Origin of the sequence: Kangsaoukella pontilimi, from assembly GCF_009830125.1 — a bacterium.
Lineage (GTDB): Bacteria > Pseudomonadota > Alphaproteobacteria > Rhodobacterales > Rhodobacteraceae > Kangsaoukella > Kangsaoukella pontilimi.
Window position 1 is genome coordinate 284,741 of sequence record NZ_WUPT01000001.1, and the last position, 20,769, is coordinate 305,509.

At 64.8% G+C, this 20,769-nt stretch carries 20 protein-coding genes; 11 read left to right on the forward strand and 9 right to left on the reverse strand.

Going from position 1 to position 20,769, the window contains the following annotated elements:
- The first annotated feature begins 26 nt into the window (after positions 1 to 26).
- A complete protein-coding gene (gene accD, locus GQ651_RS01525) occupies positions 27 to 959 on the forward strand; it encodes an acetyl-CoA carboxylase, carboxyltransferase subunit beta (RefSeq protein ID WP_160762452.1) in 933 nt (310 codons plus the stop codon).
- A gap of 28 nt (positions 960 to 987) precedes the next feature.
- Entirely contained in the window at positions 988 to 2,259 is a 1,272-nt protein-coding gene (locus GQ651_RS01530; RefSeq protein ID WP_160762453.1) for a bifunctional folylpolyglutamate synthase/dihydrofolate synthase, read from the forward strand.
- A gap of 224 nt (positions 2,260 to 2,483) precedes the next feature.
- Here GQ651_RS01530 and GQ651_RS01535 read toward each other — a convergent pair whose 3' ends face one another.
- From GQ651_RS01535 to GQ651_RS01550, 4 genes are all read right to left on the reverse strand, one after another.
- Positions 2,484 to 3,668 carry an amino acid aminotransferase gene (locus GQ651_RS01535; protein ID WP_160762454.1) on the reverse strand — a complete coding sequence of 395 codons (1,185 nt, stop codon included), beginning with the start codon at positions 3,666 to 3,668 and terminating at the stop codon, positions 2,484 to 2,486.
- 10 nt (positions 3,669 to 3,678) lie between these two features.
- Complete coding sequence (locus GQ651_RS01540) at positions 3,679 to 4,245, reverse strand: GNAT family N-acetyltransferase (RefSeq protein WP_160762455.1); 567 nt, start codon at positions 4,243 to 4,245, stop codon at positions 3,679 to 3,681.
- A complete protein-coding gene (gene sseA / locus GQ651_RS01545) occupies positions 4,242 to 5,090 on the reverse strand; it encodes a 3-mercaptopyruvate sulfurtransferase (protein WP_160762456.1) in 849 nt (282 codons plus the stop codon). The genes GQ651_RS01540 and sseA overlap by 4 nt, the downstream gene beginning before the upstream one ends.
- Before the next feature lie 162 nt (positions 5,091 to 5,252).
- On the reverse strand, positions 5,253 to 7,391 hold the full coding sequence (locus tag GQ651_RS01550) for a hypothetical protein (protein WP_160762457.1): 2,139 nt from the start codon (positions 7,389 to 7,391) through the stop codon (positions 5,253 to 5,255).
- Between the two features lie 142 nt (positions 7,392 to 7,533).
- Between GQ651_RS01550 and GQ651_RS01555 the strand changes: the two genes are divergently transcribed.
- The gene (locus GQ651_RS01555; RefSeq protein WP_160762458.1) at positions 7,534 to 8,193 is read left to right on the forward strand and encodes a thiamine diphosphokinase; all 660 of its coding nucleotides are present in this window, start codon (positions 7,534 to 7,536) and stop codon (positions 8,191 to 8,193) included.
- On the opposite strand, the gene GQ651_RS01560 is transcribed toward GQ651_RS01555, so the two are convergent.
- Positions 8,141 to 9,088, reverse strand: a complete 948-nt coding sequence (locus GQ651_RS01560) for a DMT family transporter (protein WP_160762459.1) — start codon at positions 9,086 to 9,088, stop codon at positions 8,141 to 8,143. The genes GQ651_RS01555 and GQ651_RS01560 overlap by 53 nt on opposite strands.
- 170 nt (positions 9,089 to 9,258) lie before the next feature.
- Between GQ651_RS01560 and betB the strand changes: the two genes are divergently transcribed.
- Entirely contained in the window at positions 9,259 to 10,713 is a 1,455-nt protein-coding gene (gene betB, locus GQ651_RS01565) for a betaine-aldehyde dehydrogenase (protein WP_160762460.1), read from the forward strand.
- Positions 10,714 to 10,725: 12 nt separating this feature from the next.
- On the opposite strand, the gene GQ651_RS01570 is transcribed toward betB, so the two are convergent.
- Positions 10,726 to 11,307: a rhodanese-like domain-containing protein gene (locus GQ651_RS01570; RefSeq protein ID WP_160762461.1), complete on the reverse strand. Its 582-nt coding sequence runs from the start codon at positions 11,305 to 11,307 to the stop codon at positions 10,726 to 10,728.
- 326 nt (positions 11,308 to 11,633) lie between these two features.
- Here GQ651_RS01570 and GQ651_RS01575 point away from each other — a divergent pair, with 326 nt between their 5' ends.
- Positions 11,634 to 12,731 (forward strand): polysaccharide pyruvyl transferase family protein, encoded by a 1,098-nt coding sequence (locus tag GQ651_RS01575; protein WP_160762462.1) that lies wholly within the window; start codon positions 11,634 to 11,636, stop codon positions 12,729 to 12,731.
- Between the two features lie 39 nt (positions 12,732 to 12,770).
- Here the strand turns inward: GQ651_RS01575 and GQ651_RS01580 are convergent, their stop codons facing one another.
- A complete protein-coding gene (locus GQ651_RS01580) occupies positions 12,771 to 13,220 on the reverse strand; it encodes an Lrp/AsnC family transcriptional regulator (protein WP_160762463.1) in 450 nt (149 codons plus the stop codon).
- Between the two features lie 124 nt (positions 13,221 to 13,344).
- Between GQ651_RS01580 and GQ651_RS01585 the strand changes: the two genes are divergently transcribed.
- On the forward strand, positions 13,345 to 13,554 hold the full coding sequence (locus tag GQ651_RS01585; RefSeq protein WP_160762464.1) for a DUF6356 family protein: 210 nt from the start codon (positions 13,345 to 13,347) through the stop codon (positions 13,552 to 13,554).
- Positions 13,555 to 13,698: 144 nt separating this feature from the next.
- Here GQ651_RS01585 and GQ651_RS01590 read toward each other — a convergent pair whose 3' ends face one another.
- Positions 13,699 to 14,496, reverse strand: a complete 798-nt coding sequence (locus GQ651_RS01590; protein ID WP_160762465.1) for a hypothetical protein — start codon at positions 14,494 to 14,496, stop codon at positions 13,699 to 13,701.
- Positions 14,497 to 14,906: 410 nt separating this feature from the next.
- Entirely contained in the window at positions 14,907 to 15,122 is a 216-nt protein-coding gene (locus GQ651_RS01595) for a DUF1127 domain-containing protein (RefSeq protein WP_160762466.1), read from the reverse strand.
- Between the two features lie 236 nt (positions 15,123 to 15,358).
- On the opposite strand from GQ651_RS01595, the gene GQ651_RS01600 reads away from it, so the two are divergent.
- From GQ651_RS01600 to GQ651_RS01620, 5 genes are all read left to right on the forward strand, one after another.
- The gene (locus tag GQ651_RS01600; protein WP_160762467.1) at positions 15,359 to 16,462 is read left to right on the forward strand and encodes an Mrp/NBP35 family ATP-binding protein; all 1,104 of its coding nucleotides are present in this window, start codon (positions 15,359 to 15,361) and stop codon (positions 16,460 to 16,462) included.
- 659 nt (positions 16,463 to 17,121) lie between these two features.
- On the forward strand, positions 17,122 to 17,619 hold the full coding sequence (mraZ, locus tag GQ651_RS01605) for a division/cell wall cluster transcriptional repressor MraZ (protein ID WP_319637284.1): 498 nt from the start codon (positions 17,122 to 17,124) through the stop codon (positions 17,617 to 17,619).
- Positions 17,620 to 17,622: 3 nt separating this feature from the next.
- The gene (gene rsmH / locus GQ651_RS01610) at positions 17,623 to 18,627 is read left to right on the forward strand and encodes a 16S rRNA (cytosine(1402)-N(4))-methyltransferase RsmH (RefSeq protein WP_160762469.1); all 1,005 of its coding nucleotides are present in this window, start codon (positions 17,623 to 17,625) and stop codon (positions 18,625 to 18,627) included.
- Complete coding sequence (ftsL, locus tag GQ651_RS01615) at positions 18,624 to 18,971, forward strand: cell division protein FtsL (RefSeq protein WP_160762470.1); 348 nt, start codon at positions 18,624 to 18,626, stop codon at positions 18,969 to 18,971. The genes rsmH and ftsL overlap by 4 nt, the downstream gene beginning before the upstream one ends.
- Positions 18,968 to 20,752: a peptidoglycan D,D-transpeptidase FtsI family protein gene (locus tag GQ651_RS01620; RefSeq protein WP_160762471.1), complete on the forward strand. Its 1,785-nt coding sequence runs from the start codon at positions 18,968 to 18,970 to the stop codon at positions 20,750 to 20,752. Before ftsL ends, GQ651_RS01620 begins: the two co-directional genes overlap by 4 nt.
- Positions 20,753 to 20,769 lie beyond the last annotated feature (17 nt).

Genomic DNA, 20,769 nt, shown 5'->3' on the forward strand with positions numbered 1-20,769 from the left:
GCAAAACGGGAACCGAAGGCCCGCGCATGAACTGGATTTCCAACTACGTCAGACCCAAGATCAACTCGCTGTTTTCGCGGCGGGAAGTCCCTGAGAACCTCTGGACCAAGTGCCCGGAATGCGGGACGATGCTGTTTCATCGGGAACTGGCCGACAATCTGAACGTCTGCACGAATTGCGACCACCATATGCAACTGGTCCCCCGTGACCGGTTCACGGCCCTGTTCGACAACGGTGTTTTCGTCGAGGTCGAAGTGCCCCTCCCAACGGCGGATCCGCTGCATTTCCGCGATCAGAAGAAGTATCCCGAACGCCTCAAGGCCGCCCAGAAACAGACCGGCGAGAAAGAGGCGATGCTTGTCGCGGAAGGCGAGATCGGGCGTACGCCCATCGTCGCGGCGGCGCAGGATTTCAGCTTCATGGCTGGCTCCATGGGCATGTATGTGGGCAACGCCATCATCGCCGCCGCCGAGCGCGCGGTCGAGTTGAAGCGGCCCCTGATCCTGTTCTCTGCTGCGGGCGGCGCACGGATGCAGGAGGGTATCCTGTCCCTGATGCAGATGCCCCGTACCACCGTTGCCGTCGAGATGCTGCGCGATGCGGGCCTGCCCTATATCGTGGTCCTGACCCACCCGACCACGGGCGGCGTCACGGCGTCCTACGCGATGCTGGGGGACGTCCATATCGCCGAGCCGAACGCGCTCATCTGCTTCGCCGGCCCCCGCGTGATCGAGCAGACCATCCGCGAAAAGCTGCCCGAAGGCTTCCAGCGGGCCGAGTATCTGCTGGATCACGGCATGCTCGACCGGGTGACGCATCGCCGCGACATGAAGCTCGAACTGGTGACGATCACACGAATGCTCATGGGGCTTCCGCCTGCCGTCATGGGCGACCTGCCGCCGCCGGATTTGCCCGCCGAGGAACCCGAGCCCACGCCAGAGCCCAAGGCCGCCGAATAGCGCATCGCACCCCAGTAGGTCCGACAGAATGACGAACGGTTCCGACGCCATCCTCGAACGCATGATGGCGCTTCATCCCAAGGTGATCGACCTGACGCTCGATCGCATGGGGCGCTGCCTTGAGGCCGTGGGCGATCCGCATCTCAAAATTCCACCCGTGATCCATGTGGCCGGCACGAATGGCAAGGGCTCGACCCAGGCCATGATCCGCGCCGGGCTGGAAGCGGCGGGCCAGAGCGCCCACGCCTATACCTCGCCCCATCTGGCGCGGTTTCATGAACGTATCCGCGTCGCGGGCGAGATCATCTCGGAAGAGCGTCTGACCGAGATCCTCGACCGGGTCTACGAGGCGAATGGCGGCGGCCAGATCACCTATTTCGAGATCACGACCGTGGCGGCCTTTCTCGCCTTTGCGGAGACGCCCGCCGACTGGACGCTTCTCGAGGTCGGGCTCGGCGGACGGCACGATGCGACCAATGTCGTGGACAAGCCGGCGCTGACGATCATCACGACGGTGGACCTCGACCACCAGCAATTCCTGGGCGAGACCGTGGGCGAGATCGCGTACCAGAAGGCGGGGATCATCAAACGCGGCGTCCCTGTCGTCGTCGGTCCTCAGCATGACGAGGCGCTCGAGGTGATCGAGGCGGAAGCCGCGCGTCTGGGTGCGCCGGTCCTGGCCCACGGTCAGCACTGGCACGCCTTCGAAGAACGTGGCCGCATGATCTATCAGGACGAGACCGGGCTGCTCGACCTGCCGTTGCCCAACCTGCTAGGCGCACATCAGATCGGCAATGCGGGCATGGCCATCGCGGCCCTTCGCCACCTCGGCTTCGGGGAAGAGGCCGCCGAGGGCGCCGTGACGAATGCCTACTGGCCCGCGCGGATGCAGCGCCTGAAGACCGGACCCTTGGTCGAGGCTGCGCCCAGGGCCGAACTCTGGCTCGACGGCGGCCACAACCCGGCTGCGGGTCAGGCGCTCGCAGCGGTGCTGCGGGCCATGCCGAAACGGCCGACCCACCTGATCTGCGGAATGCTGTCGACCAAGGATGTGGAAGGATATCTTCGCCCGCTCGCGGCCGAGGTTGACTCTCTGCGCGCCATTGCGATCCCGGGCGAAAGCGCGACGCTGCCGCCCGAGGCGACGGCGGCGGCGGCGGGGCGTGTCGGGCTGCCGTCCCAAGTGTCGGATAGCCTTGACGCGGCGCTCGCGGATATCGTGCGGGACGCACCGGATGCGCGGGTTCTGATCGCGGGATCGCTCTACCTTGCCGGAGCGGTCTTGCGGCGGAACGGGTAGGGGGCTCTGCCCCCGGCGTGCCCTGCACGCCTCCCCCGGGATTTTCCGGACCCAAAGAAAACCAGACCGACGCGCGCCAGCCGGTAGCTTTTTCCCGCAATGGCGCGAAGAAGGGCGCATTAACCTTAACGCGCATTAAGGTTAACGGCTCCTTCTTTGGGTCCGGAAAATCCTCGGGGGTGAATGCGCGCGCCAGCGCGCGGAGGGGGCAGACAGCCCCCCTCTCAGACGCCCGCGGCGACGATCGCGTCGGCCAGGATCGGCACGGTCGCCGCATTCAGCCCCGCGATGTTCATCCGGCTGTCGCCCACCATGTAGATGCCGTGCTCTTCCCGCATTGCGGCCACCTGTTCCGGCGTCGCGCCAAGGCGCGAGAACATGCCCCGGTGCCCGGCGATGAAATCGAACCGGTCGGAATTCGTTCTCTGACGCAGGGCCGAGGCCAGCTGTTCGCGCAGGTCCAGCATTCCGAGCCGCACGTCTTCCAGTTCCGATGCCCAGTCCTGCCGGAGCTCCGGCGTGTCGAGGATCATCTGGACCACGCGGGCCCCGTGATCGGGCGGGAAGGAATAGTTCTGGCGGTTGAGGAAGGCGAGCGTCGCCTGCGCCTCGCCCCGGGCCTTCGTGTTGGGCGCGATCGCCATCAGAAGGCCCGTCCGCTCGCGGTAGACGCCGAAATTCTTCGAACAGCTCGCCGCGATGATGACCTCTGGCAGGCGGCTCGCCAGAAGACGGGTGCCATAGGCGTCCTCGTCCAGACCGTCACCGAAGCCCTGATAGGCGATGTCGATGAAGGGGATCGCCCCGGTCTTTTCGAGGTGATCCGCCACCGTCTGCCATTGCTCTTCCGTCAGGTTCGCGCCCGTCGGGTTGTGGCAGCAGCCATGAAGCAGGACCAGATCGCCCGCCTTGACTCCGGCCAGGTCGGCCATCATGCCGTCGAAATCCACCATCCGGGTGGCGTCATCGAAATAGCGGTATTCCTTCATCGGCACGCCCAGATAGCGCACGATGGACGGGTGGTTGGGCCAAGTGGGCGCCGAAAGCCAGATCGTCGCCGCCCGGTCGGCATATTGCATCAGCTCCAGCCCCTGCCGGACCGCGCCGGTCCCGCCGGGCGTCGCCACGGCGGCGATCCGGTCCGCAGGGGCCGCATCGCCCAGGATCAGGCCGCGCATCGCCGCGGCATAGGCCGGGTCGCCGGCAAGACCGGTATAGGCCTTGGTCTCCTGCGTCTCGACCAGTTGCCGCTCGGCCGCCTTAACGGCGCGCATCACGGGCGTCACGCCCTCGGCATTGCGGTAGACGCCGACGCCCAGGTCGATCTTGGTCTCGCGCGGGTCGGCGCGGAAGGCCTCCATCAGGGCCAGGATCTTGTCGGCGGGTTGCGGCTTCAGGTCGGTCAGCATTGGGGTGTCCTCAGTCTGGAATGCGGGACAGATCGCGGTCCCGTGTCGTGATGCGGCTGCGGTCTTCGCGCCGGACCGGCACGAATCCCGCTTTCTGATAGGTCTGGAGCGCACGCGGGTGATCCAGCGTGCAGGTATTGACGGTCAGTTTCGAGACGCCCGGGCGCGCCCAGGCCGTCAGGATCGCGGTTTTCAGAAGCCAGCTTCCCAGCCCCTTGCCCACCGCGTCCGGCACCATCCCGAAATAGGCAAGGTCGACCTCGCCATTGCCCATGTCTTCCAGCAGGAAGAAGCCCTGCGGCCAGCCATCGCCCATCAGCACGTAAAGCGACATGCGCTCGCTTGCCAGCCACTCCGCGATCTCGTCATGCTCGCGCTTGTGGATGTCTTCCCACGCATAATCCCGGCCCACCGCGTCGTAGAGCGCGAGAAACCACCAGACGGGCGGATTGACCGACCGGATAAGCGAGGTATTCGAGGACACCGGCAAGGGCGGCCAGCCCCAGTCGGGGCATTCGGTCATCTCGAGCCATGTGACCGTGTAATCGAGCTTGGTTCCGGCCGGTTCGATGGTCATCCCGTCTCGACCTTCAGGTCGGGATACATGCCCCATTCCGACCATGACCCGTCATAAAGCGCGTGGTCCCTATGCCCGATCCGTTCCAGCGCCAGGCTGATGATCGCCGCTGTCACGCCTGATCCGCATGTGGTGATGGCGGGGCGCGACAGGTCCACGCCCGCCCCCTCGAACACTGCACGAAGCGCGGCCGGGCCCTTCATCGTGCCGTCATCGTTCAGAAGCGTCCGGTAATGCACGTTCTTCGATCCGGGGATATGACCCGCGCGCAGACCTTCCCGCGGCTCGGGTTCGGCGCCGGCGAAGCGGCCCGGCGCGCGGGCGTCCAGTATCTCGTGATCACCCAGTTTCGAGGCGCGTGCCACCTGCGTCACGTCCTTGATCAGTTGGTTCTGGCGCGTCACGGTGATGTGCCGGTCGCGCATCAGGGGGGGCATGTCCTCGACCTCGCGGCCCTCGGCGGTCCATTTCGCGAAGCCGCCGTCCAGAACGGCGATGTCGGTCTTGCCCATCAGCCGGAACAGCCACCAGACACGTGCGGCGGAAAACAGTCCCGCGCCGTCATAGACCACCACCTGATGACCGTCGCCCACGCCCATCGCGCGCATCCGGCTGATGAACTTCTCGACCGGCGGCACGGTATGGGGCAGGGCGGAGCGGTGGTCGCTGATCTCGTCGATATCGAAAAAGCGCGCGCCCGGAATGTGGGTTTTCTCGTATTCCGCGCGGGCATCGCGGCCCATGTCGGGCAGATACCAAGACGCGTCGAAAATCCGCAGATCCGGGTTTCCGAGGTGATCGGCCAGCCACTGGGTGGACACGAGCGTTTTCGGATCGTCTGACATCGGGCGATAGTCCTTTCGGCGCTGCGCACCCGTGCTAAGCCGCATCCCGCCACAAGGCAAGCGGGACGGGGCGGAATTCGAGTGTGGCAGTCGCGGTTTTTCCAATGATGCAAAGGAAAACGCCGCCCGGCGGGCGGCGTTCTGTCCGAATGGACGCGGCTGTTATTCCCCGGCGATCCGATGCGCGGGGTTGAAACGCGTATCTTCGGCGATGGTGAACTGACCGCGCTGAAGTTTGCGGATCTTCCCCTGCCGGAGCAGCATCCCGAAGGACCTGAGCCCCGCCTCACGCGACAGCGATAGGGCCGGGTCGATCCGGGCCACACGCTTCATGATCTCGGGGCGCGAGAAATGCGGCTGGCCTTCCACGAAGGCGGAATAGGCGGCGGCGGCTTCCAGAAGATCGGGAAGCTCTTCCGCACCCATGTCGGCGGCAAACTCGGCAAAGCTGCCCGATGTGCCGACAGGCTTGGCGGGGCGGGGCGCGACGGGTGTCGGCTCGGCATCGACGCGTTGCGACGACACAAGGACCAGCGGCGCGGGCTTGCGCGGCTCTGGCGCCGCCTCTTGAACGGGAGCGGCCTTGACCGCCGGTTCTTCGGAGGGCTGCGCCGAGATCGGTCCGGGTGTGACCTCGGAGGTGATGACCCGGTTCAGATCGCGGCGATAGGGGCTCTGCTCGGCCTCGGTCTTCTCTTCCGGGCTGACGCTTTTCGAGAAGAAGCGGTCGGCCTTGGTCGCGGCCACGGCGGCGCGCATCTGGCTGATCACGCGGCGGCGGCGGACGCCTTCGTCCTCTGCGAATTTCTGGTCGGTCTCCTTCAGAAGGCGGCCGACATTGCCGTTGGTTTCCGACAGCGGTTCAAGGGTTTCGGCCGCCGAACGGGTGGCGTCGTCCTCATGCGTCTCTGCCTTTTCGACGTCATCCGCCGATGCAGTCGCTGCAGGAGCCTCGTCCTCATCCGCATCCGCGGCATCGTCAGAGTGGTCGTCCAGATCGGTCTCAACCTTTGCATCGGCTGTGGGCGCCAGCTCCACCGCATCTTCGGCAGTGTCCAACTCGGCCACGTCATCGACCGGCGGTGCCCAGGCCAGCGCTTCAGCGTCCTCGCGGGCCTTTGCCGACACTTCCGTGGGCGCAATGTCATCGTCGTCGGCCAGCAAATCCCACTCGGGGGTCTCAGTCTCGGCAACAGCGTCCTCGTCGTCTTCATCAAGAGCTTCGGTCACCGGCTCTTCATCGACGCGTGCCTTGTTCAGCGCCGCGATCGTCGCGGCGACGCTGGCGGCGTCTTGCGCGGTGTGATCGCCGTCATCCTCGCCGGTTTCCGTGACCGGCGCAGAAGGAGCGGCATCGCGGATGTCCTCAACGTCGTCGAAGTCGTCGTCGTCAAAGTCGTCGTCCTCGAACTCGTCGGGCGCGTCCCCGGACAGGAATTCCGCCTCGTGGACCTCGTCGTCTTCGGCATCATCCGCGGCGTCCACCGCATTCGAACCGGCCTCGGGCGCGGTCTCGGCAGCGGCGCGGCTCTCTTCGGTTTCAGGCGCCGCAGTCGCGTGCGCGTCGTCCGCGGCTTCGAAGGTTTCGTCCTCGTCCTCGGCGATATCGGCAGAGATCGACGCGATGGTCTCGGTCAGCGCGCGGTCGCGGCGGGGGCGGGGGGGCGCAAGGGCCGACGCGTCGTCATCGCCCTGATCCTCGGCGTCGAAGCCGGGAACGGCGCTTTGCGCGGGTTCGATATTGCGGGACACCACGGCGCGGATGCGGCGGAGTTTTTCCGCGATGCTTTCCGGCGCGCCTTCGCGGCGCGCGGGGGCGGCGTCGATGTCGACGGTCAGCACATCCTCTGGCTCGTCCGCCATCAGGTAATCGTCGTCAAACGCCAGAGGCGCGGTGTCGGACACCTCCTCGGCACGCGCAGGCGCAGCCTCCGCAACTGGCGCTTCTGCGACCTCGGGCTGGGCCGGCTCGGGCGCGCGCGCGGCCTCTGAAGCAGGCTCGGACCGCGGCGCAGGCGCCTCGGCGATCTCGGCATCCTCGACCGTATCTGTCGCACGAAGCGCAATACCCGTCTCGCCCACGCGGGCATCGACCCGGTTCCGGATCGCCTTCTGCGCAATGGCCTGCAGCGCTTCCACGTCCGGCGTCGGCGGCTCGGCCCCGAAATAGCGGTCCTCGGCGGCGAGGTCCCGGAAATACTCGGCAATCCCGCGCATCGTGCCGAACGGATCGTCGAACCCTTCGAGCGTGCAGCTGAAAGTCCCGTAGGAAACGGTCAGGATTTTGTTCTGGTCACTCATCAGTGCGCGGCCTTTTCTGCCGATTGTTCAACATTCTGTTTACCAAGCGACGGGACGGAAATAGGAACGCTCTTATGGTAATCGCGGGTTATTTTCGCGACAGAAATGTGGCGGGCTGAACCGGGCATGAGACTATTCGGACATGGATAGGGCACAAGTGCAATCCCGGGGCGGCGTGACCTTGATCGGCGCGGGCGATCCTAGGCGCGAAGACCTTGACGAAGCGTTGAAATCGGCGCCGACGCTGGTGGCAGCCGATGGCGGCGCGGACTTCGTCCTTGGCTGGGGGCATATGCCCGACCGCGTGATCGGCGACCTCGATTCGCTCGATCCGGCCACGCGCAACGCGCTTCCCGAGGACCGCATCCACCACGTGGCCGAGCAGGACAGCACCGATTTCGAGAAATGCCTGTCCCGCATCGACGCGCCTTTCATCCTCGCCACGGGCTTTACCGGCGGCCGGTCGGACCATGCGCTCGCCGCCGTCTCGGTTCTTGCGCGTCGGGTCGGGCCGCCGACCGCGCTCATCGACGCAGAGGATGTGATTTTCGCGGCGCCCGACGCCTGCACGCTGGACCTTTTGCCCGGCACGCGGGTGTCTCTCTTCCCGATGGCGCCCGTCCGGGGCCGCTCGACCGGGCTCCGCTGGCCCATCGACGGGCTGGACCTCGACCCGATGGGCCGCGTCGGCACCTCGAACGAGGCGACGGGGCAGGTGAGCCTCGCCTTCGACGCGCCCGGAATGCTGATCATCCTTCCGCGGGCGGCACTCCCCGCGGCGTTGTCGGCGCTCCGCGGCTGAGCCGGCGCTCCCGCAGCACGACGTAAAGCCCTGCGGCCACGGTCACCACGATCCCGGCCAGCGCCAGCCCGTTCGGAAACTCGCGGAAGATCAGCCAGCCCAGAACCGCGGCCACGGGGATTTCCAGGTACTGCATGGGCGCCAGCGTGGCGGACGGTGCGATCCTGAGCGCAAAGGCAAAGAACAGGTGCCCGATCGGCGCCAGGAGCCCCATCAGCACCAGAAGCCCCCAGTCTCCGCCGCCCGGCATCGTGATACCGGCCCCCGGCACCCCGAGGGGTGACAGGATCAGCATCGCCGGAGCCAGAACCGCCACCGCCATGATCCCCGACGCCGCCTGAAGCGCCACAGGGTCGATATCCTTGGCGACAGCCCGCGTGACCAGCGTGAAGGCGGCGAAATCCACCGCCACCACCACGGGCAGCAGTGCGGGCCAGCCTACGGCGGCGAAACTCGGCTGGATGACCATCAGCGTGCCGACGAAGCCGACGATGCAGGCGGCGATCCGGTGCGGTCCGACGGCCTCGCCCAGAAACAGGAAGCCCAGCAGAAGGACCAGAAAGGGCATCACGTAGGCGATGGCGATGGTGTCCGCCAGCGGCAGAAAGGTCAGCGCCAGGAACATCGTACCCGTGCCGATGATGTGCAGCCCCGTCCGCCAGATCACCAGCCGCCCGACCCGTCCCGTCGGCCATTCGAACCGGCCCATCGCCAGAGCGATTGCCGCAAAGATCGCCGCCTGCGCCGCGAAACGGATCAGGACCAGTTGCCCCACGTCGAACCGCGTGCCCAAAAGCTTGGCCACCGCATCCGCGAACGGCGCGAGCACGCAAAAGGCCAGCATCAGAAGGATGCCGAGCATCGGGTTGTCCGCGACTCTCACAGGCTGGCTCATTGGCGAACCCTAGCGGCGACACGCGGGCGCTTGAACATGAAAGCGCACTTGGCTTCGCCTGTTTGAAAATATCCCGGGGGAGGCTCCGGCAGGAGCCCGGGGGCAGAGCCCCCTTGCTCCTTGGCTCTGCCCGTGGTGAGACGGTCGGAGTGAACTCGAAAGGATCCGTCATGCGCGCACAACCCAAAGCCAGCCATTTCATCGACGGCGCCTATATCGAGGACGACGCGGGCGCGCCGATCACCTGCATCTACCCCGCCACGGGCGAGACGCTGGCCGAACTCCACGAGGCGACGCCTGCGCTGGTGGACAAGGCGCTTGCCGCCGCAAAGCGCGCCGGGCCGGAATGGGCGGCGCTCTCGGGAACCGAGCGGGGCCGCATCCTCCGCCGCGCCGCCGACATGATGCGGGACGAGAACCGCGCGCTCTCCGAGATCGAGACGCTGGACACCGGCAAGCCCTTGCAGGAAACGCTGGTGGCCGACGCGACCTCGGGCGCCGATGCGCTTGAATATTTCGGCGGACTGGCCGCCACCATCGCGGGCGAAACCTTTCGTCTGCCGGGCGGCGACTGGGCCTATACCACGCGCGATCCGCTTGGCGTCTGCGTTGGCATCGGCGCCTGGAACTATCCGACCCAGATCGCCTGCTGGAAGGCCGCCCCCGCGCTCGCCTGCGGCAACACCATGGTCTTCAAACCCTCCGAAACGACACCGCTCTCGGCGCTCCGCGTGGCCGAAATCCTGAAGGAAGCGGGCCTGCCCGACGGCGTCTTCAACGTGCTGCAGGGCAGGGGCGGGGTGGGCGCCTCTCTCGTCACCGATCCTCGCGTGGCCAAGGTCTCGCTGACCGGCTCGGTCCCCACGGGGCAAAAGGTCTACGCCGCCGCCGCCGAGGGTCTGCGCCACGTGACGATGGAGCTGGGCGGCAAATCCCCCATGATCGTCTTCGCCGACGCAGATCTCGACCGCGCCGTCTCGGGCGCGATCCTCGGCAACTTTTATTCCTCCGGTCAGGTCTGCTCGAACGGCACCCGCGTCTTTGTCGAGCGCACATGCCGCGACGCCTTCGTCGACCGCCTGCGAGAGCGCCTGAAAGGCGTGGTCATGGGCGATCCTCTGGACGAGGCCACGAATTACGGCCCCATGGTGTCCGAGGCGCAGATGAACATCGTCCTGGGCTATATCGAGAAAGGCGTGGCCGAGGGCGCGACGCTGGCCCATGGCGGCCGCCGCGCGAACCGCGACGGCTTCTTCGTTGAGCCCACGGTCTTCACCGGCGTCACCGATGACATGACCATCGCGAAAGAGGAAATCTTCGGACCCGTCCTCTCCGTCCTCGATTTCGACAGCGAGGACGAGGTCATCCGGCGCGCCAACGACACCCCCTTCGGCCTCGCCGCCGGGGTCTTCACCGACGACATCCGCCGCGCGCACCGCGTGGCGGCGGCCTTCCGGGCGGGCACCTGCTACATCAACCATTACAACGCCGCGCCCGTGGAAATGCCCTTCGGCGGCTCGAAGATGTCGGGCGTGGGTCGCGAAAACAGCCTCGCCGCGATCGAGCACTATACCGAGCGGAAAACGGTCTATGTGGGCATGGGCGACGTCGAAGCGCCGTTCTGAGCGGAGGACCGGCTACTCGCCCGTCACCGTCAGCCCCAGAACCCGCCAGGACTGCATCCCGCCTCGGTAATAGAAGATTCGCTCGGCCGGGTATCCGACTTCGATCATGTTGCGGATCGCGGTCGGAGACTGCCCGCACCAGAGCCCGTTGCAGAAGAGCGCCACGCGCTCGGCATTCTCACAGTCCCAGCCCTCGAAATCCGGTTCGCAGCCCAGTTGCCCAAGCTGGTCGATGATCTGCGTGTAAGGGATGTTCACCGCGCCCGGGATCGTGCCGCCCGCGTACCAATCCGGTGTCCGGCTGTCGATCACCATCGTCTCGGGGTCGGCCAGCATCTCCAGAAGCTCCAGCTCACCGATCGTCGTCACCCCTTCGGCGGGCGACATCGGCTGGATGCAGAACGGCGGACAGGCGCGCGAGGTCCTGGCCCATTCGCCCGTGACCTCATGCGCATTGTCCTGAATGCGCGAGATCTCCCGAGGCCCGTTCGGCGTTTTCACAGTGACCGAGGCGATGCCGGGGCGGATGTTCACCGGCTCCGCCAGAGCCGAGAGGGGCCAGAACATCGTTATCAGGATAGCCAGGCATCGCATTCTCTGTCCTTTCGGGTTTGCGGAATCAAAACCGTAAGATACCGGCGCGGTTCCTCACCGTGGCCAAGGGTGCCGAAAATGGCTCACGCCTTGATCCAGAGATGTTATCCTGTTTTGAGCATTGGCAAACAAGGGAATGCCGTGTCCGAGCCGATGCCTTCAACCGCCCAACCGCTTCTGTCCGTCATCGTGCCGTTCTATAACAGCGCGAGGGCTACCTATACGCTCCCATGGCGCGCAGACTGGCCCCATCTCCCTTTTAGAATCACGTTATTTCAAGGAAAACGAAACCATTGATCAATTGAAAAAAGAGCAGGTCATCGGCAATGCGCTACGGCATCGTATCTACCTATCCCGAACACGGAAGCATGAATATCGGAGACGCATTGATAACTCATGCCACCGGGGAATTTCTCCGTCGCCACGATGATCAAGCAGAGATCATGTCAATATGGCGTGAGACTTCGGCTGAAGCCGCAAGTGAATTCATTAAAGGCTGTGACCACATAGTCTTCGCTTGTCTCGCAATAAGAAGCAACCTTTCTCAGGTGTACGGATTCTTGGAAGAAATCCTTCGGAGAAAAGCGTCATTCTCAGTAGTGGCCGCCGGAACGGACCTTGAGATGGCGTCGGGTGAAATGGTCCAGACTGGCTTTTCCCAAGTGGATTTTGATCTGCTGTCCCGAACAGCTCTTCACGCAAAAGCCTTCACATCCCGAGGTTTTCTGACGCAGGCGTTTCTGGAGGCGCACGGTGTGACGCAGTCCGTCTACCGCGGTGACGTTGCATTCGGTCCAACGAGGTCTCGTGAGCTGTCCAGAACACCGCATGTTCGCGAGATCGTCATAAGTGATCCGCACTATCCAGCCGAGTTCTTGGGTGGCTTTGAGCGGCTTTGGAGAGGCCTTTCCAGCATCTTTCCGGACGCCCGAATCCGTTGTGCGTTACATGGCAAAAACCCAGTGGTCGAGGAGTTCTGCCGCTCACATGAGATTGAATTCATGCGAATTTACGAGACCCCCACGACAGGCTTGAACATCTACGATGAAATAGATCTTCATGTCGGCTTCCGTGTTCATGCTCACGTAAGCTCGCTTTCTCGTGGAACGCCTAGTTATCTGATCGAGCAGGACGGCCGGGGGGCGGATTACGGACTCTCGCTCGGTCTCCGCGTTTCGACGCCAGGTTGGCGAATTCAGGGAAATGTCGTGAGAAAACCCGTTGTCGGGCGACTCCTAACGCGAAGGTCATTGAAAACAAAGCCGATAGAGATGGCAGCTGAGGCGCTCCTGTCCATGATCGTGGAACACAAGCGGGATGATTTTGCGATCTTCGCGGCGATGAACCCGATTATCGAGAATATCCGATTTGGAAATGACGAGTTGTTCGCCAGAATTGTCTCTATCGCGCGATCCGGGCAATGACGCGTGCATTCCCATTAGTTATGGTTCAATTTCTTTGCCTCACACCGGCACCTCGGTCGTCTCCTTGATCTCTTCCATCACGAAGCTGGCCGACACGTCCGACGCCTTCAGCCGCCCGATGAAGCGCTGATAGAATCGGTCGTAATCCGCAACGCTCGCCACACGCACCCTGAGCATGTAGTCCAGATCGCCGCTCATCCGGTAGGCGCCCGTGATCTCGGGCATTTCCGACACGACGCGCCGGAAATCGGTCAGCCATTCGGCAGTGTGCTCGCGCGCCTTGACCATGACGAAGGTGGACAGGCCCACACCCATCTTCCCGGCATCCAGCAGCGCCACACGCCCCCGGATCACGCCGTCGTCCTCCAGCCGCCTGATGCGCCGCCAGAGCGCGTTCCGCGAGAGTTTCACTCGCTCGGCCAGCGCGTCGAGCGGCTGGGCGCAATCTTTCTGAAGCTGGCTCAGGATGCGGCGGTCTGTATCGTCCATGATATTCCAAATCGCGTGACATATGTTGCAATATATTGGAGTATGTCGCGGCATTTGGGAAGTCTTTGCGGCGCCGACCGGGTAGTTTGGTCCAAACGAACACGCGAACGAAAGGACCGCCGCCATGATCACCACGCTCTCCCGCGCCTTCACCCAGCACCCCGCCAGCGTCGACGAAACCTATTTCGAGCACCTGCTTTTTGCGTCCCGCTTCGCAGCCCGGCTCTTCGCCGCCGGCGGCGCCGCGCTGATCCATGCGATCCTGCCCTTCATGTTCGAGAAAACCGCCTCGAACCTCATCCGGGCGATGCACAACGACATCGTGAACCGGTAGGGCGGTGTTGCTTTATAGACGCTGGTTTTGTTCTCATTCTGCGAGCCAGCCTGGAACTCCACGTGGTTGGTCCAAGCCGCCTACGGCTAATCTCGGTGTCGCTCGTCGGCTGTGCTGCCTCCGGTTTGACCCTCAATGCTCTTCCTAGAGGTCGTTTGGAGACGCAGACAGGATTGAATACGGCCGGGGCACGAGTTCGAGGTATTTTTGATTGTCAGCACCAAAGAAAGCCGTTGCCAGCGGCAGAAGAATGCCCTCCGCCTTCAACTGTGCCGCCAGATTGTGATTGTAAAGTTGCAATTCGATATGCACCACACCCGCTCTGCGTGCGTCCAACCGTTTCGCGTGGACCAGTTCGTCGTCAGTGCCGCCATGCAGGACAAGTAAGTCGGCAGCCCTTGATGAGTTGATGCAGATCGTCGGAAACTTGTGGTTTCTCAGCAGCTTTCGATAGCGCCGCCAGCGCCGTTCCTCGGGAACATGTCTGTACATGGGTGAATATTGTGGCGAGAACGACAGCACTTTGTCCACAGTCATCAACTGCGACATCACAACGGCCGAGAAAGCACCCATCGACGTGCCGATAAAGAAAAGACGATCCGTTCGGAGCTCTTGCTGAAACCGTTCGATGATCGCTTGAACGCGCCCATGGAGGTCATGAGCGTTGAGCCAGCTTCGGCTGATATCGGATACATACAAGACGTGCCCCGCAACCGCTTGACAGGTGCCGACGAATTCGGGTGGCGGGTACTCCTCGTGCACATGGCCAATTGAAGAGAACGAGACCGCCAGTGCTCGGCTATCCGCAGAACCCGCGGAACTATACCATACCCTCAGTGGCCATTCTTCGTAGACTATTTGCAACGCCGCTGACTGCCTGCTGCCTTGCCCGATACGACATGCAGATTTTTCAGCGATGACATTGCCTCTGTCAACGAGCACGCCCGTCGAGCTCTGTGTCGCATGATCGAAAGTGACCCACCTGACGGACCACGCGCGAGTTGCGCACCGGTTGGCCCGCCATCCCCCGCACCCGCAAAAAAAAGCGGCGACACCAGGGAGGAGGAAGGTGCCGCCGCATATTACAGAGCACCCAGGGAGGAGGAAGGGCCTCTGATCTGATGTCGGGACGGTCATCGACCGTCCCGGGAATTCTGCGGCGACACCAGGGAGGAGGAGGTGCCGCCGCGCTCGTCAGAGAACCCAGGGAGGAGGAAGGGCCTCTGATCTCGGGTGGGCGGGTCAGCGACCGGCCCGGGAATTTGTGCGGCGACACCAGGGAGGAGGAGGGTGCCGCCGCCGTTTACAGAGAGCCCAGGGAGGAGGAGGGGCCTCTGATCTCGGAATTCGCGTCAGCCGTCGTAGGCGGCCCGGTAGGCGATGGCGCGGATCATCGACCGCGACAGGCCCAGATCCATCAGCTCGCGGTCGGACAGGCTGTCCAGCTCGTCAAGCGTCCGGCGGTAGGTCTTGTAGCGCTGCACGCGCTCGTTCAGCTCACCGACCAGTCCTGCAACCCGGTTCGGGCGCGCCGTGGTCTGGCGGGAAAAGATGTCCATTGCACTCATAATCATGTCCTTTCGCGGCTCGTTTCTGTCCGCTCGTCAACTCGATGATCCGAACATATGCCGATGCTGCGGATGCACAATGCCCGCGTTTTCAATGCTGCTATGCAGCAATTGCATGGGTAACCTTCGGTAAATTAAGCAAAACGCCCATGAATTCGGCAGCGTCTCCGTGTGGGGTTGCCAAATCGGCACGGTGGGAACAATTACTTTACCAATCCGAACAAAAAGCGGCCGCCATGACAGTTTCTCGCGAAGGAATCCTTGACAGCTTGAAAGCGCTGGAGGCGCCCGGAGGCGGAGATCTGGTCTCCCGCGACCTGATCCGTGCCCTTTCCATCGATGGCGGCGCCGTCTCCTTCGTGATCGAGGCGCCCGATGCCGAGACTGCCCGCGCTCTTGCGCCTCTGCGCGATGCGGCCGAACGCGCCGTGGCGGCTCTCGATGGCGTCGACAAGGTGTCCGCGGTCCTCACCGCTCACGGCCCGGCGGCCAAAGCGCCCCCGGCCACCCCGCAGCCGGGCGCCGGCGCGCCCCCTTCGCTCAAGATCGGCGGCCATCCCACACCCCAGCGTGGCGGGCCCGAGCGGATCGCGGGCATCGACCGCATCATCGCCATCGGCTCGGGCAAGGGCGGGGTGGGCAAATCCACCGTCTCGTCCAACCTCGCCGTGGCGCTGGCGAAAGAGGGGCGGCGCGTTGGGCTTCTGGACGCAGATATATACGGTCCGTCCCAGCCCAAGATGATGGGCATCAACAAGCGCCCCGGCTCGCCCGACGGCAAGACGATCATCCCGCTCCACGCCCACGGCGTGACGCTCATGTCCATCGGCTTCATGCTCGACCCCGCCAAGGCGGTGGTCTGGCGCGGGCCGATGCTGATGGGCGCGCTCCAGCAGATGCTGACACAGGTCGAATGGGGCGAACTCGACGTTCTGCTGGTCGATCTGCCGCCGGGCACGGGCGACGTGCAGCTCACGCTCTGCCAGCGCGCGCAGGTGACGGGGGCCATCGTCGTCTCCACCCCGCAGGACGTGGCGCTTCTCGATGCGCGGAAAGCCATCGACATGTTCGCGACCCTGAAAACCCCGGTGCTGGGCCTGATCGAAAACATGTCCACCTATGTCTGCCCGAATTGCGGCCATGAAGAGCACCTCTTCGGCCATGGCGGCGTCCGGGCCGAGGCCGAAGCGCTCGGCGCGCCGTTCCTGGGCGAGATTCCCCTGTCGCTCGACGTGCGCGTTGCCGGTGACAGCGGAACACCCGTGGCCCTGGGCGACGGGCCGGTGGCCGAGGCCTATGGCCATCTGGCGCGCCGCCTGATCGGCGGCGGCATGGGCTGACCGCGCCGCCGGCGTCCCGTATCAACACCGAACGTCCCTATCCGCAGCCGCAGGCGAGCGAGACCCGCGCCCGGGCCATCCGGCTGTGCAGCCATGTGGGCATCCATGGGACGAGCTTCTATCCTGCGGGTCCGCATGGGCTTGCCTGTCTTCACGCGGGGTGATTCAAGCGATTCTGGGTGTGTTTGAGGCGCTCCTGACCTTGTTTTCCCAGAAGTCCGGGAATTTTTGGGAAATTCTTGAGGGCTTCTAATGGATCAATATATAGTATTTAAAGCGCCAAAAATCTAAATATAGACCCAATATCTCGGCCAGAGCGACCGGGCTCAACGCTCAATGGCGCCGTCCGTTCCCATGATTTCCCAAATTTTCTATTGCTTCCCATGTTTTCCCATGGCACCTTCCAAACATCGGAAGAGCGGGACAGCGCACAACGGGGCAGACAACGACCCCGGCGACCCAAAAAAGAGCAGGTTTCATACAGGCACCGCTTTTCCAACACGAAGGATCCGGCGCGCGGGCGAGCAGACATCCCCCCAGGTGGCGCGCGCAGCTGGACTATCCCGGAGACGGGACGAGGGCGGCGGATCGAACACTGGCAGCAGTTCGATCCGCCGTTTTCGGTTTGACGGGGCAGAATTTGAAAGGGCCGCGGGACAGTGGTTCGGATGTTCAGAGGCGAAGGCGTCCAGAAGGTGGACGCGAAGGGCAGGGTGTCCATCCCGGCCCATTTTCGCCGTGTTCTGGAGGCCGGTGACCCGTCCTGGACCGAAGGCAAGGCGCCCGAGTTCGTCATCGTCTATGGCGACGAGCGCCGTGATTTTCTTGAATGTTTCACCATCGACGCCGCGAACGAGGTCGATGCCGCCATCGCGGCGCTTCCGCGCGGCTCGACCAAGCGGCGCGCGATGGAAAAGGTCTTTCACGGCCAGTCCATGCCGCTGACCGTCGACGAGACGGGGCGCATCGTCCTTCCCGCGAAGCTCCGGCAGAAGATCGGGATCGACGGCGAGGCCTATTTCATCGCCATGGGCGACACCTTCCAGATCTGGAAGCCCGAGACGCACGAGCGTCACGACAGCGCCGTGGAAGAGCTTCTCGACAACCTTGGCGGGGCCGACATCTGGACCCTCCTCGAAAGCGAGGAGGAGGTCTGAGCGATGGCCGCCGCTGCCCGGGCACCGCAGGACGCACCGCATATCCCCGTTCTGATCGACGCGATCCTTGACGCCTGCGCGCCCATCGGGGGCGTCTGGATCGACGGCACTTTCGGCGCGGGCGGCTACACGCGCCGCCTGCTCGACGGGGGCGCCGAGCGCGTGATCGGCATCGACCGCGACCCGCTCGCCTTTCAGATGGCGGCCGGTTGGGCCGACGACTACGGCCCCCGGCTCACGCTGGTCGAAAGCACGTTTTCCAAGCTGGATCAGGCGGTTGACGCCCCGGTCGACGGCGTCGTCCTCGACCTTGGCGTCTCGTCCATGCAGCTCGATCAGGCCGAGCGTGGCTTTTCCTTCATGGCCGACGGCCCCCTGGATATGCGGATGAGTCAGTCCGGCCCCTCCGCCGCCGACCTCGTGGCCGAGGCCGATGAGACCGCGCTGGCCGACATCCTCTTTCACTACGGCGAGGAACGCGCCTCGCGCCGGATCGCCCGCGCCATCGTCACGGCGCGCGACACCGACCCCATCGTCACCACCCGTGCGCTGGCCGCCATCGTGGAGCGCGTGCTGCCCCGGCCCAAACCGGGCCAGAGCCACCCGGCCACCCGCACGTTCCAGGCGCTTCGCATCGCGGTGAACAACGAATTCGGCGAGTTGGTCGACGGGCTGGAGGCCGCGGAACGCGTGTTGAAACCCGGCGGCTGGCTGGCCGTCGTATCGTTCCATTCTCTGGAAGACCGCGTCGTGAAACGCTTTTTTCAGGCGCGTTCCGGCAAGGGCGGGGGCGGCAACCGCTACCAGCCGGAAGAGGCCACGAACGCCCCCCGCTTCGACGCCCGGAACAAGGGCATCACCGCCGACAAGGACGAGATCGACCGCAACCCGCGCTCCCGTTCCGCCACGCTCCGCGTCGGGCGGCGCACCGACGCACCCGCCGGGCCGGTGGACCGCAGCACACTCGGGCTGCCGCGCCTCGCATTGAGAGGAGAGGACCGCCGATGAAATCGCTTCTTTACATCGTCACCGCCTGCCTCGTCATGGGGCTTGCCGTCTGGGCCTATCACCAGAACTACCAGACCCAGGCCAGCCTCCGCGAAGTCCGCGAGCTTCGCACCGAAATCGCCGACCTGCGCGAGCGCGCCGGCGTCCTTCGCGCCGAATGGGCCTATCTGAACCGTCCCGAACGCCTTGCCGATCTGGCCGACATGAATTTCGACCGCCTCGGCCTTCTGCCGCTCCGCCCCGACCATTTCGGCCATATCGACCAGATCAGCTATCCCGAACCGGTTCTCGGTCCGGTCATGGACCCGGTCGAGGTCATGCTCCGCGACGAGGCCGACCAATGACCCGCACGCCGCTCAGACCGCTCGCCCGCATCCTCGCCGCCCGGAAAGAGGGCGAGAACCCCGACGCGATCGAGCGCGAAAACCTCGCCCGCCGCCACGAAGCGGCCCGCGACGGACAGCGTGAACGCGCCGAAGGAAGGCTTCTGGTCCTTGGCGTCGTGTTCCTCTGCGCCTTCTTCATGGTCGCGCTCAAGATGACGGCGCTTGCCGCCTCCGACCCGGCCGAGCCGCGCGCGGCGGCCTCGGGCGCGCAGATCGTGGCGACCCGCGCCGACATCACCGACCGGAACGGCCGCATTCTGGCCACCAACCTGACCACCCATTCCCTCTATGCGCAGCCGCCCCAGATGATCGAACCGGTGCGCGCGGCCAGGGCGCTGGCGCGCATCTTCCCCGATCTCGACGAAGAGCGGCTCATCCGCCAGTTCACCGGCGAGCGGAAATTCATCTGGATCAAGCGCCGCATCAGCCCCGAACAGCAACAGGCCGTCTTCGACATCGGCGAGCCGGGGCTTCTCTTCGGCCCGCGCGAGATGCGGCTCTATCCGAACGGCAAGGTGGCAAGCCACGTCCTTGGCGGCGCGGGCTTCGGGCGCGAGGGCGTGTCCTCGGCCGAGGTCGTGGGTGTCGCCGGCGTGGAAAAGGCGATGGACGACGTCCTCCGCGATCCGGGCCGGGGCGACGTGCCGCTGGCCCTGTCGCTGGACCTGACCGTGCAGGCGGCGGTCGAGCGCGTGCTCGAAGGCGGTATGCGCCTGATGAACGCCAAGGGCGCGGCGGCGGTCCTGATGGATGTGCACACGGGCGAGATCGTCTCGCTGGCAAGCCTTCCCGACTTCGACCCCAACGACCGGCCCCGCCCGCTGACTTCGGGCGATCCGGGCGACTCGCCGCTCTTCAACCGTGCGGTGCAGGGCGTCTACGAGCTTGGCTCGACCTACAAGATCTTCGCCGCCGCCCAGGGCATCGAAGAACGCCTCGTCAGCCGCTCGACCGTCATCGACACGCGCGGCCCGCTTACATGGGGCCGCCACAAGATCCGCGATTTCCGCAACTACGGCTCGGAACTCAGTGTCGAGGACATCATCGTCAAATCCTCCAACATCGGTACCGCGCGCATCGCCATGATGATCGGGACCGAGCGCCAGCAGGATTTCCTCGGCCAGCTCGGCCTCCTCGAAGCGGCCCCCATCGAGCTGATCGAGGCCACAGGGGCGCGCCCGCTTCTGCCGCCAAACTGGTCCGAGATCTCGACCATGACCATCAGCTACGGCCACGGCATTTCGGCGAGCCCGCTGCATCTGGCGACCGCCTATGCCTCGCTTCTGAACGGCGGGCGCAAGGTGACGCCGACGATCCTGAGGCAGGACGCGCCCACCCTCGGCCCGCGCGTCGTCAGCGAGGATACCAGCCGGCAGGCCCGCGAGATGCTGCGCGCCGTCGTCACCCGTGGCACGGCCAGCTTTGGCGAGGTGCCGGGCTACCGCGTCGGCGGCAAGACCGGCACCGCCGACAAGCCGCGCCCGCAGGGCGGCTATTACGAAGACAAGGTGATCGCGACCTTCGCCACCGTCTTCCCCGCAGACGATCCCCGCTATGTCCTTGTCGTGACGCTGGACGAGCCGGTCGAGACCAGCGGCACCGAACCCCGCCGCACCGCCGGCTGGACCGCCGTTCCCGTCGCCGCCGAGGTCATTCGCCGCGCCGCCCCGCTTCTCGGGCTGGCACCAGCCGTTGAACCCCCCGCGCTGACAGGTGTAACACTGGCGCGCAGCGACTGATAAAAAGAGGCTGAGCG

What these genes read in the sequence shown, in the direction of transcription:
- GQ651_RS01575 (WP_160762462.1), top strand. Translation starts at nt 11,634, where the DNA reads ATGCGCTACGGCATCGTATCTACCTATCCCGAACACGGAAGCATGAAT.
- betB (WP_160762460.1), top strand. Translation starts at nt 9,259, where the DNA reads ATGCGCGCACAACCCAAAGCCAGCCATTTCATCGACGGCGCCTATATC.
- GQ651_RS01595 (WP_160762466.1), bottom strand. Translation starts at nt 15,122, where the DNA reads ATGAGTGCAATGGACATCTTTTCCCGCCAGACCACGGCGCGCCCGAAC.
- accD (WP_160762452.1), top strand. Translation starts at nt 27, where the DNA reads ATGAACTGGATTTCCAACTACGTCAGACCCAAGATCAACTCGCTGTTT.
- GQ651_RS01530 (WP_160762453.1), top strand. Translation starts at nt 988, where the DNA reads ATGACGAACGGTTCCGACGCCATCCTCGAACGCATGATGGCGCTTCAT.
- GQ651_RS01550 (WP_160762457.1), bottom strand. Translation starts at nt 7,391, where the DNA reads ATGAGTGACCAGAACAAAATCCTGACCGTTTCCTACGGGACTTTCAGC.
- GQ651_RS01540 (WP_160762455.1), bottom strand. Translation starts at nt 4,245, where the DNA reads ATGACCATCGAACCGGCCGGAACCAAGCTCGATTACACGGTCACATGG.
- GQ651_RS01580 (WP_160762463.1), bottom strand. Translation starts at nt 13,220, where the DNA reads ATGGACGATACAGACCGCCGCATCCTGAGCCAGCTTCAGAAAGATTGC.
- sseA (WP_160762456.1), bottom strand. Translation starts at nt 5,090, where the DNA reads ATGTCAGACGATCCGAAAACGCTCGTGTCCACCCAGTGGCTGGCCGAT.
- GQ651_RS01600 (WP_160762467.1), top strand. Translation starts at nt 15,359, where the DNA reads ATGACAGTTTCTCGCGAAGGAATCCTTGACAGCTTGAAAGCGCTGGAG.
- GQ651_RS01585 (WP_160762464.1), top strand. Translation starts at nt 13,345, where the DNA reads ATGATCACCACGCTCTCCCGCGCCTTCACCCAGCACCCCGCCAGCGTC.
- GQ651_RS01555 (WP_160762458.1), top strand. Translation starts at nt 7,534, where the DNA reads ATGGATAGGGCACAAGTGCAATCCCGGGGCGGCGTGACCTTGATCGGC.
- rsmH (WP_160762469.1), top strand. Translation starts at nt 17,623, where the DNA reads ATGGCCGCCGCTGCCCGGGCACCGCAGGACGCACCGCATATCCCCGTT.
- ftsL (WP_160762470.1), top strand. Translation starts at nt 18,624, where the DNA reads ATGAAATCGCTTCTTTACATCGTCACCGCCTGCCTCGTCATGGGGCTT.
- GQ651_RS01535 (WP_160762454.1), bottom strand. Translation starts at nt 3,668, where the DNA reads ATGCTGACCGACCTGAAGCCGCAACCCGCCGACAAGATCCTGGCCCTG.
- GQ651_RS01620 (WP_160762471.1), top strand. Translation starts at nt 18,968, where the DNA reads ATGACCCGCACGCCGCTCAGACCGCTCGCCCGCATCCTCGCCGCCCGG.
- GQ651_RS01570 (WP_160762461.1), bottom strand. Translation starts at nt 11,307, where the DNA reads ATGCGATGCCTGGCTATCCTGATAACGATGTTCTGGCCCCTCTCGGCT.
- GQ651_RS01560 (WP_160762459.1), bottom strand. Translation starts at nt 9,088, where the DNA reads ATGAGCCAGCCTGTGAGAGTCGCGGACAACCCGATGCTCGGCATCCTT.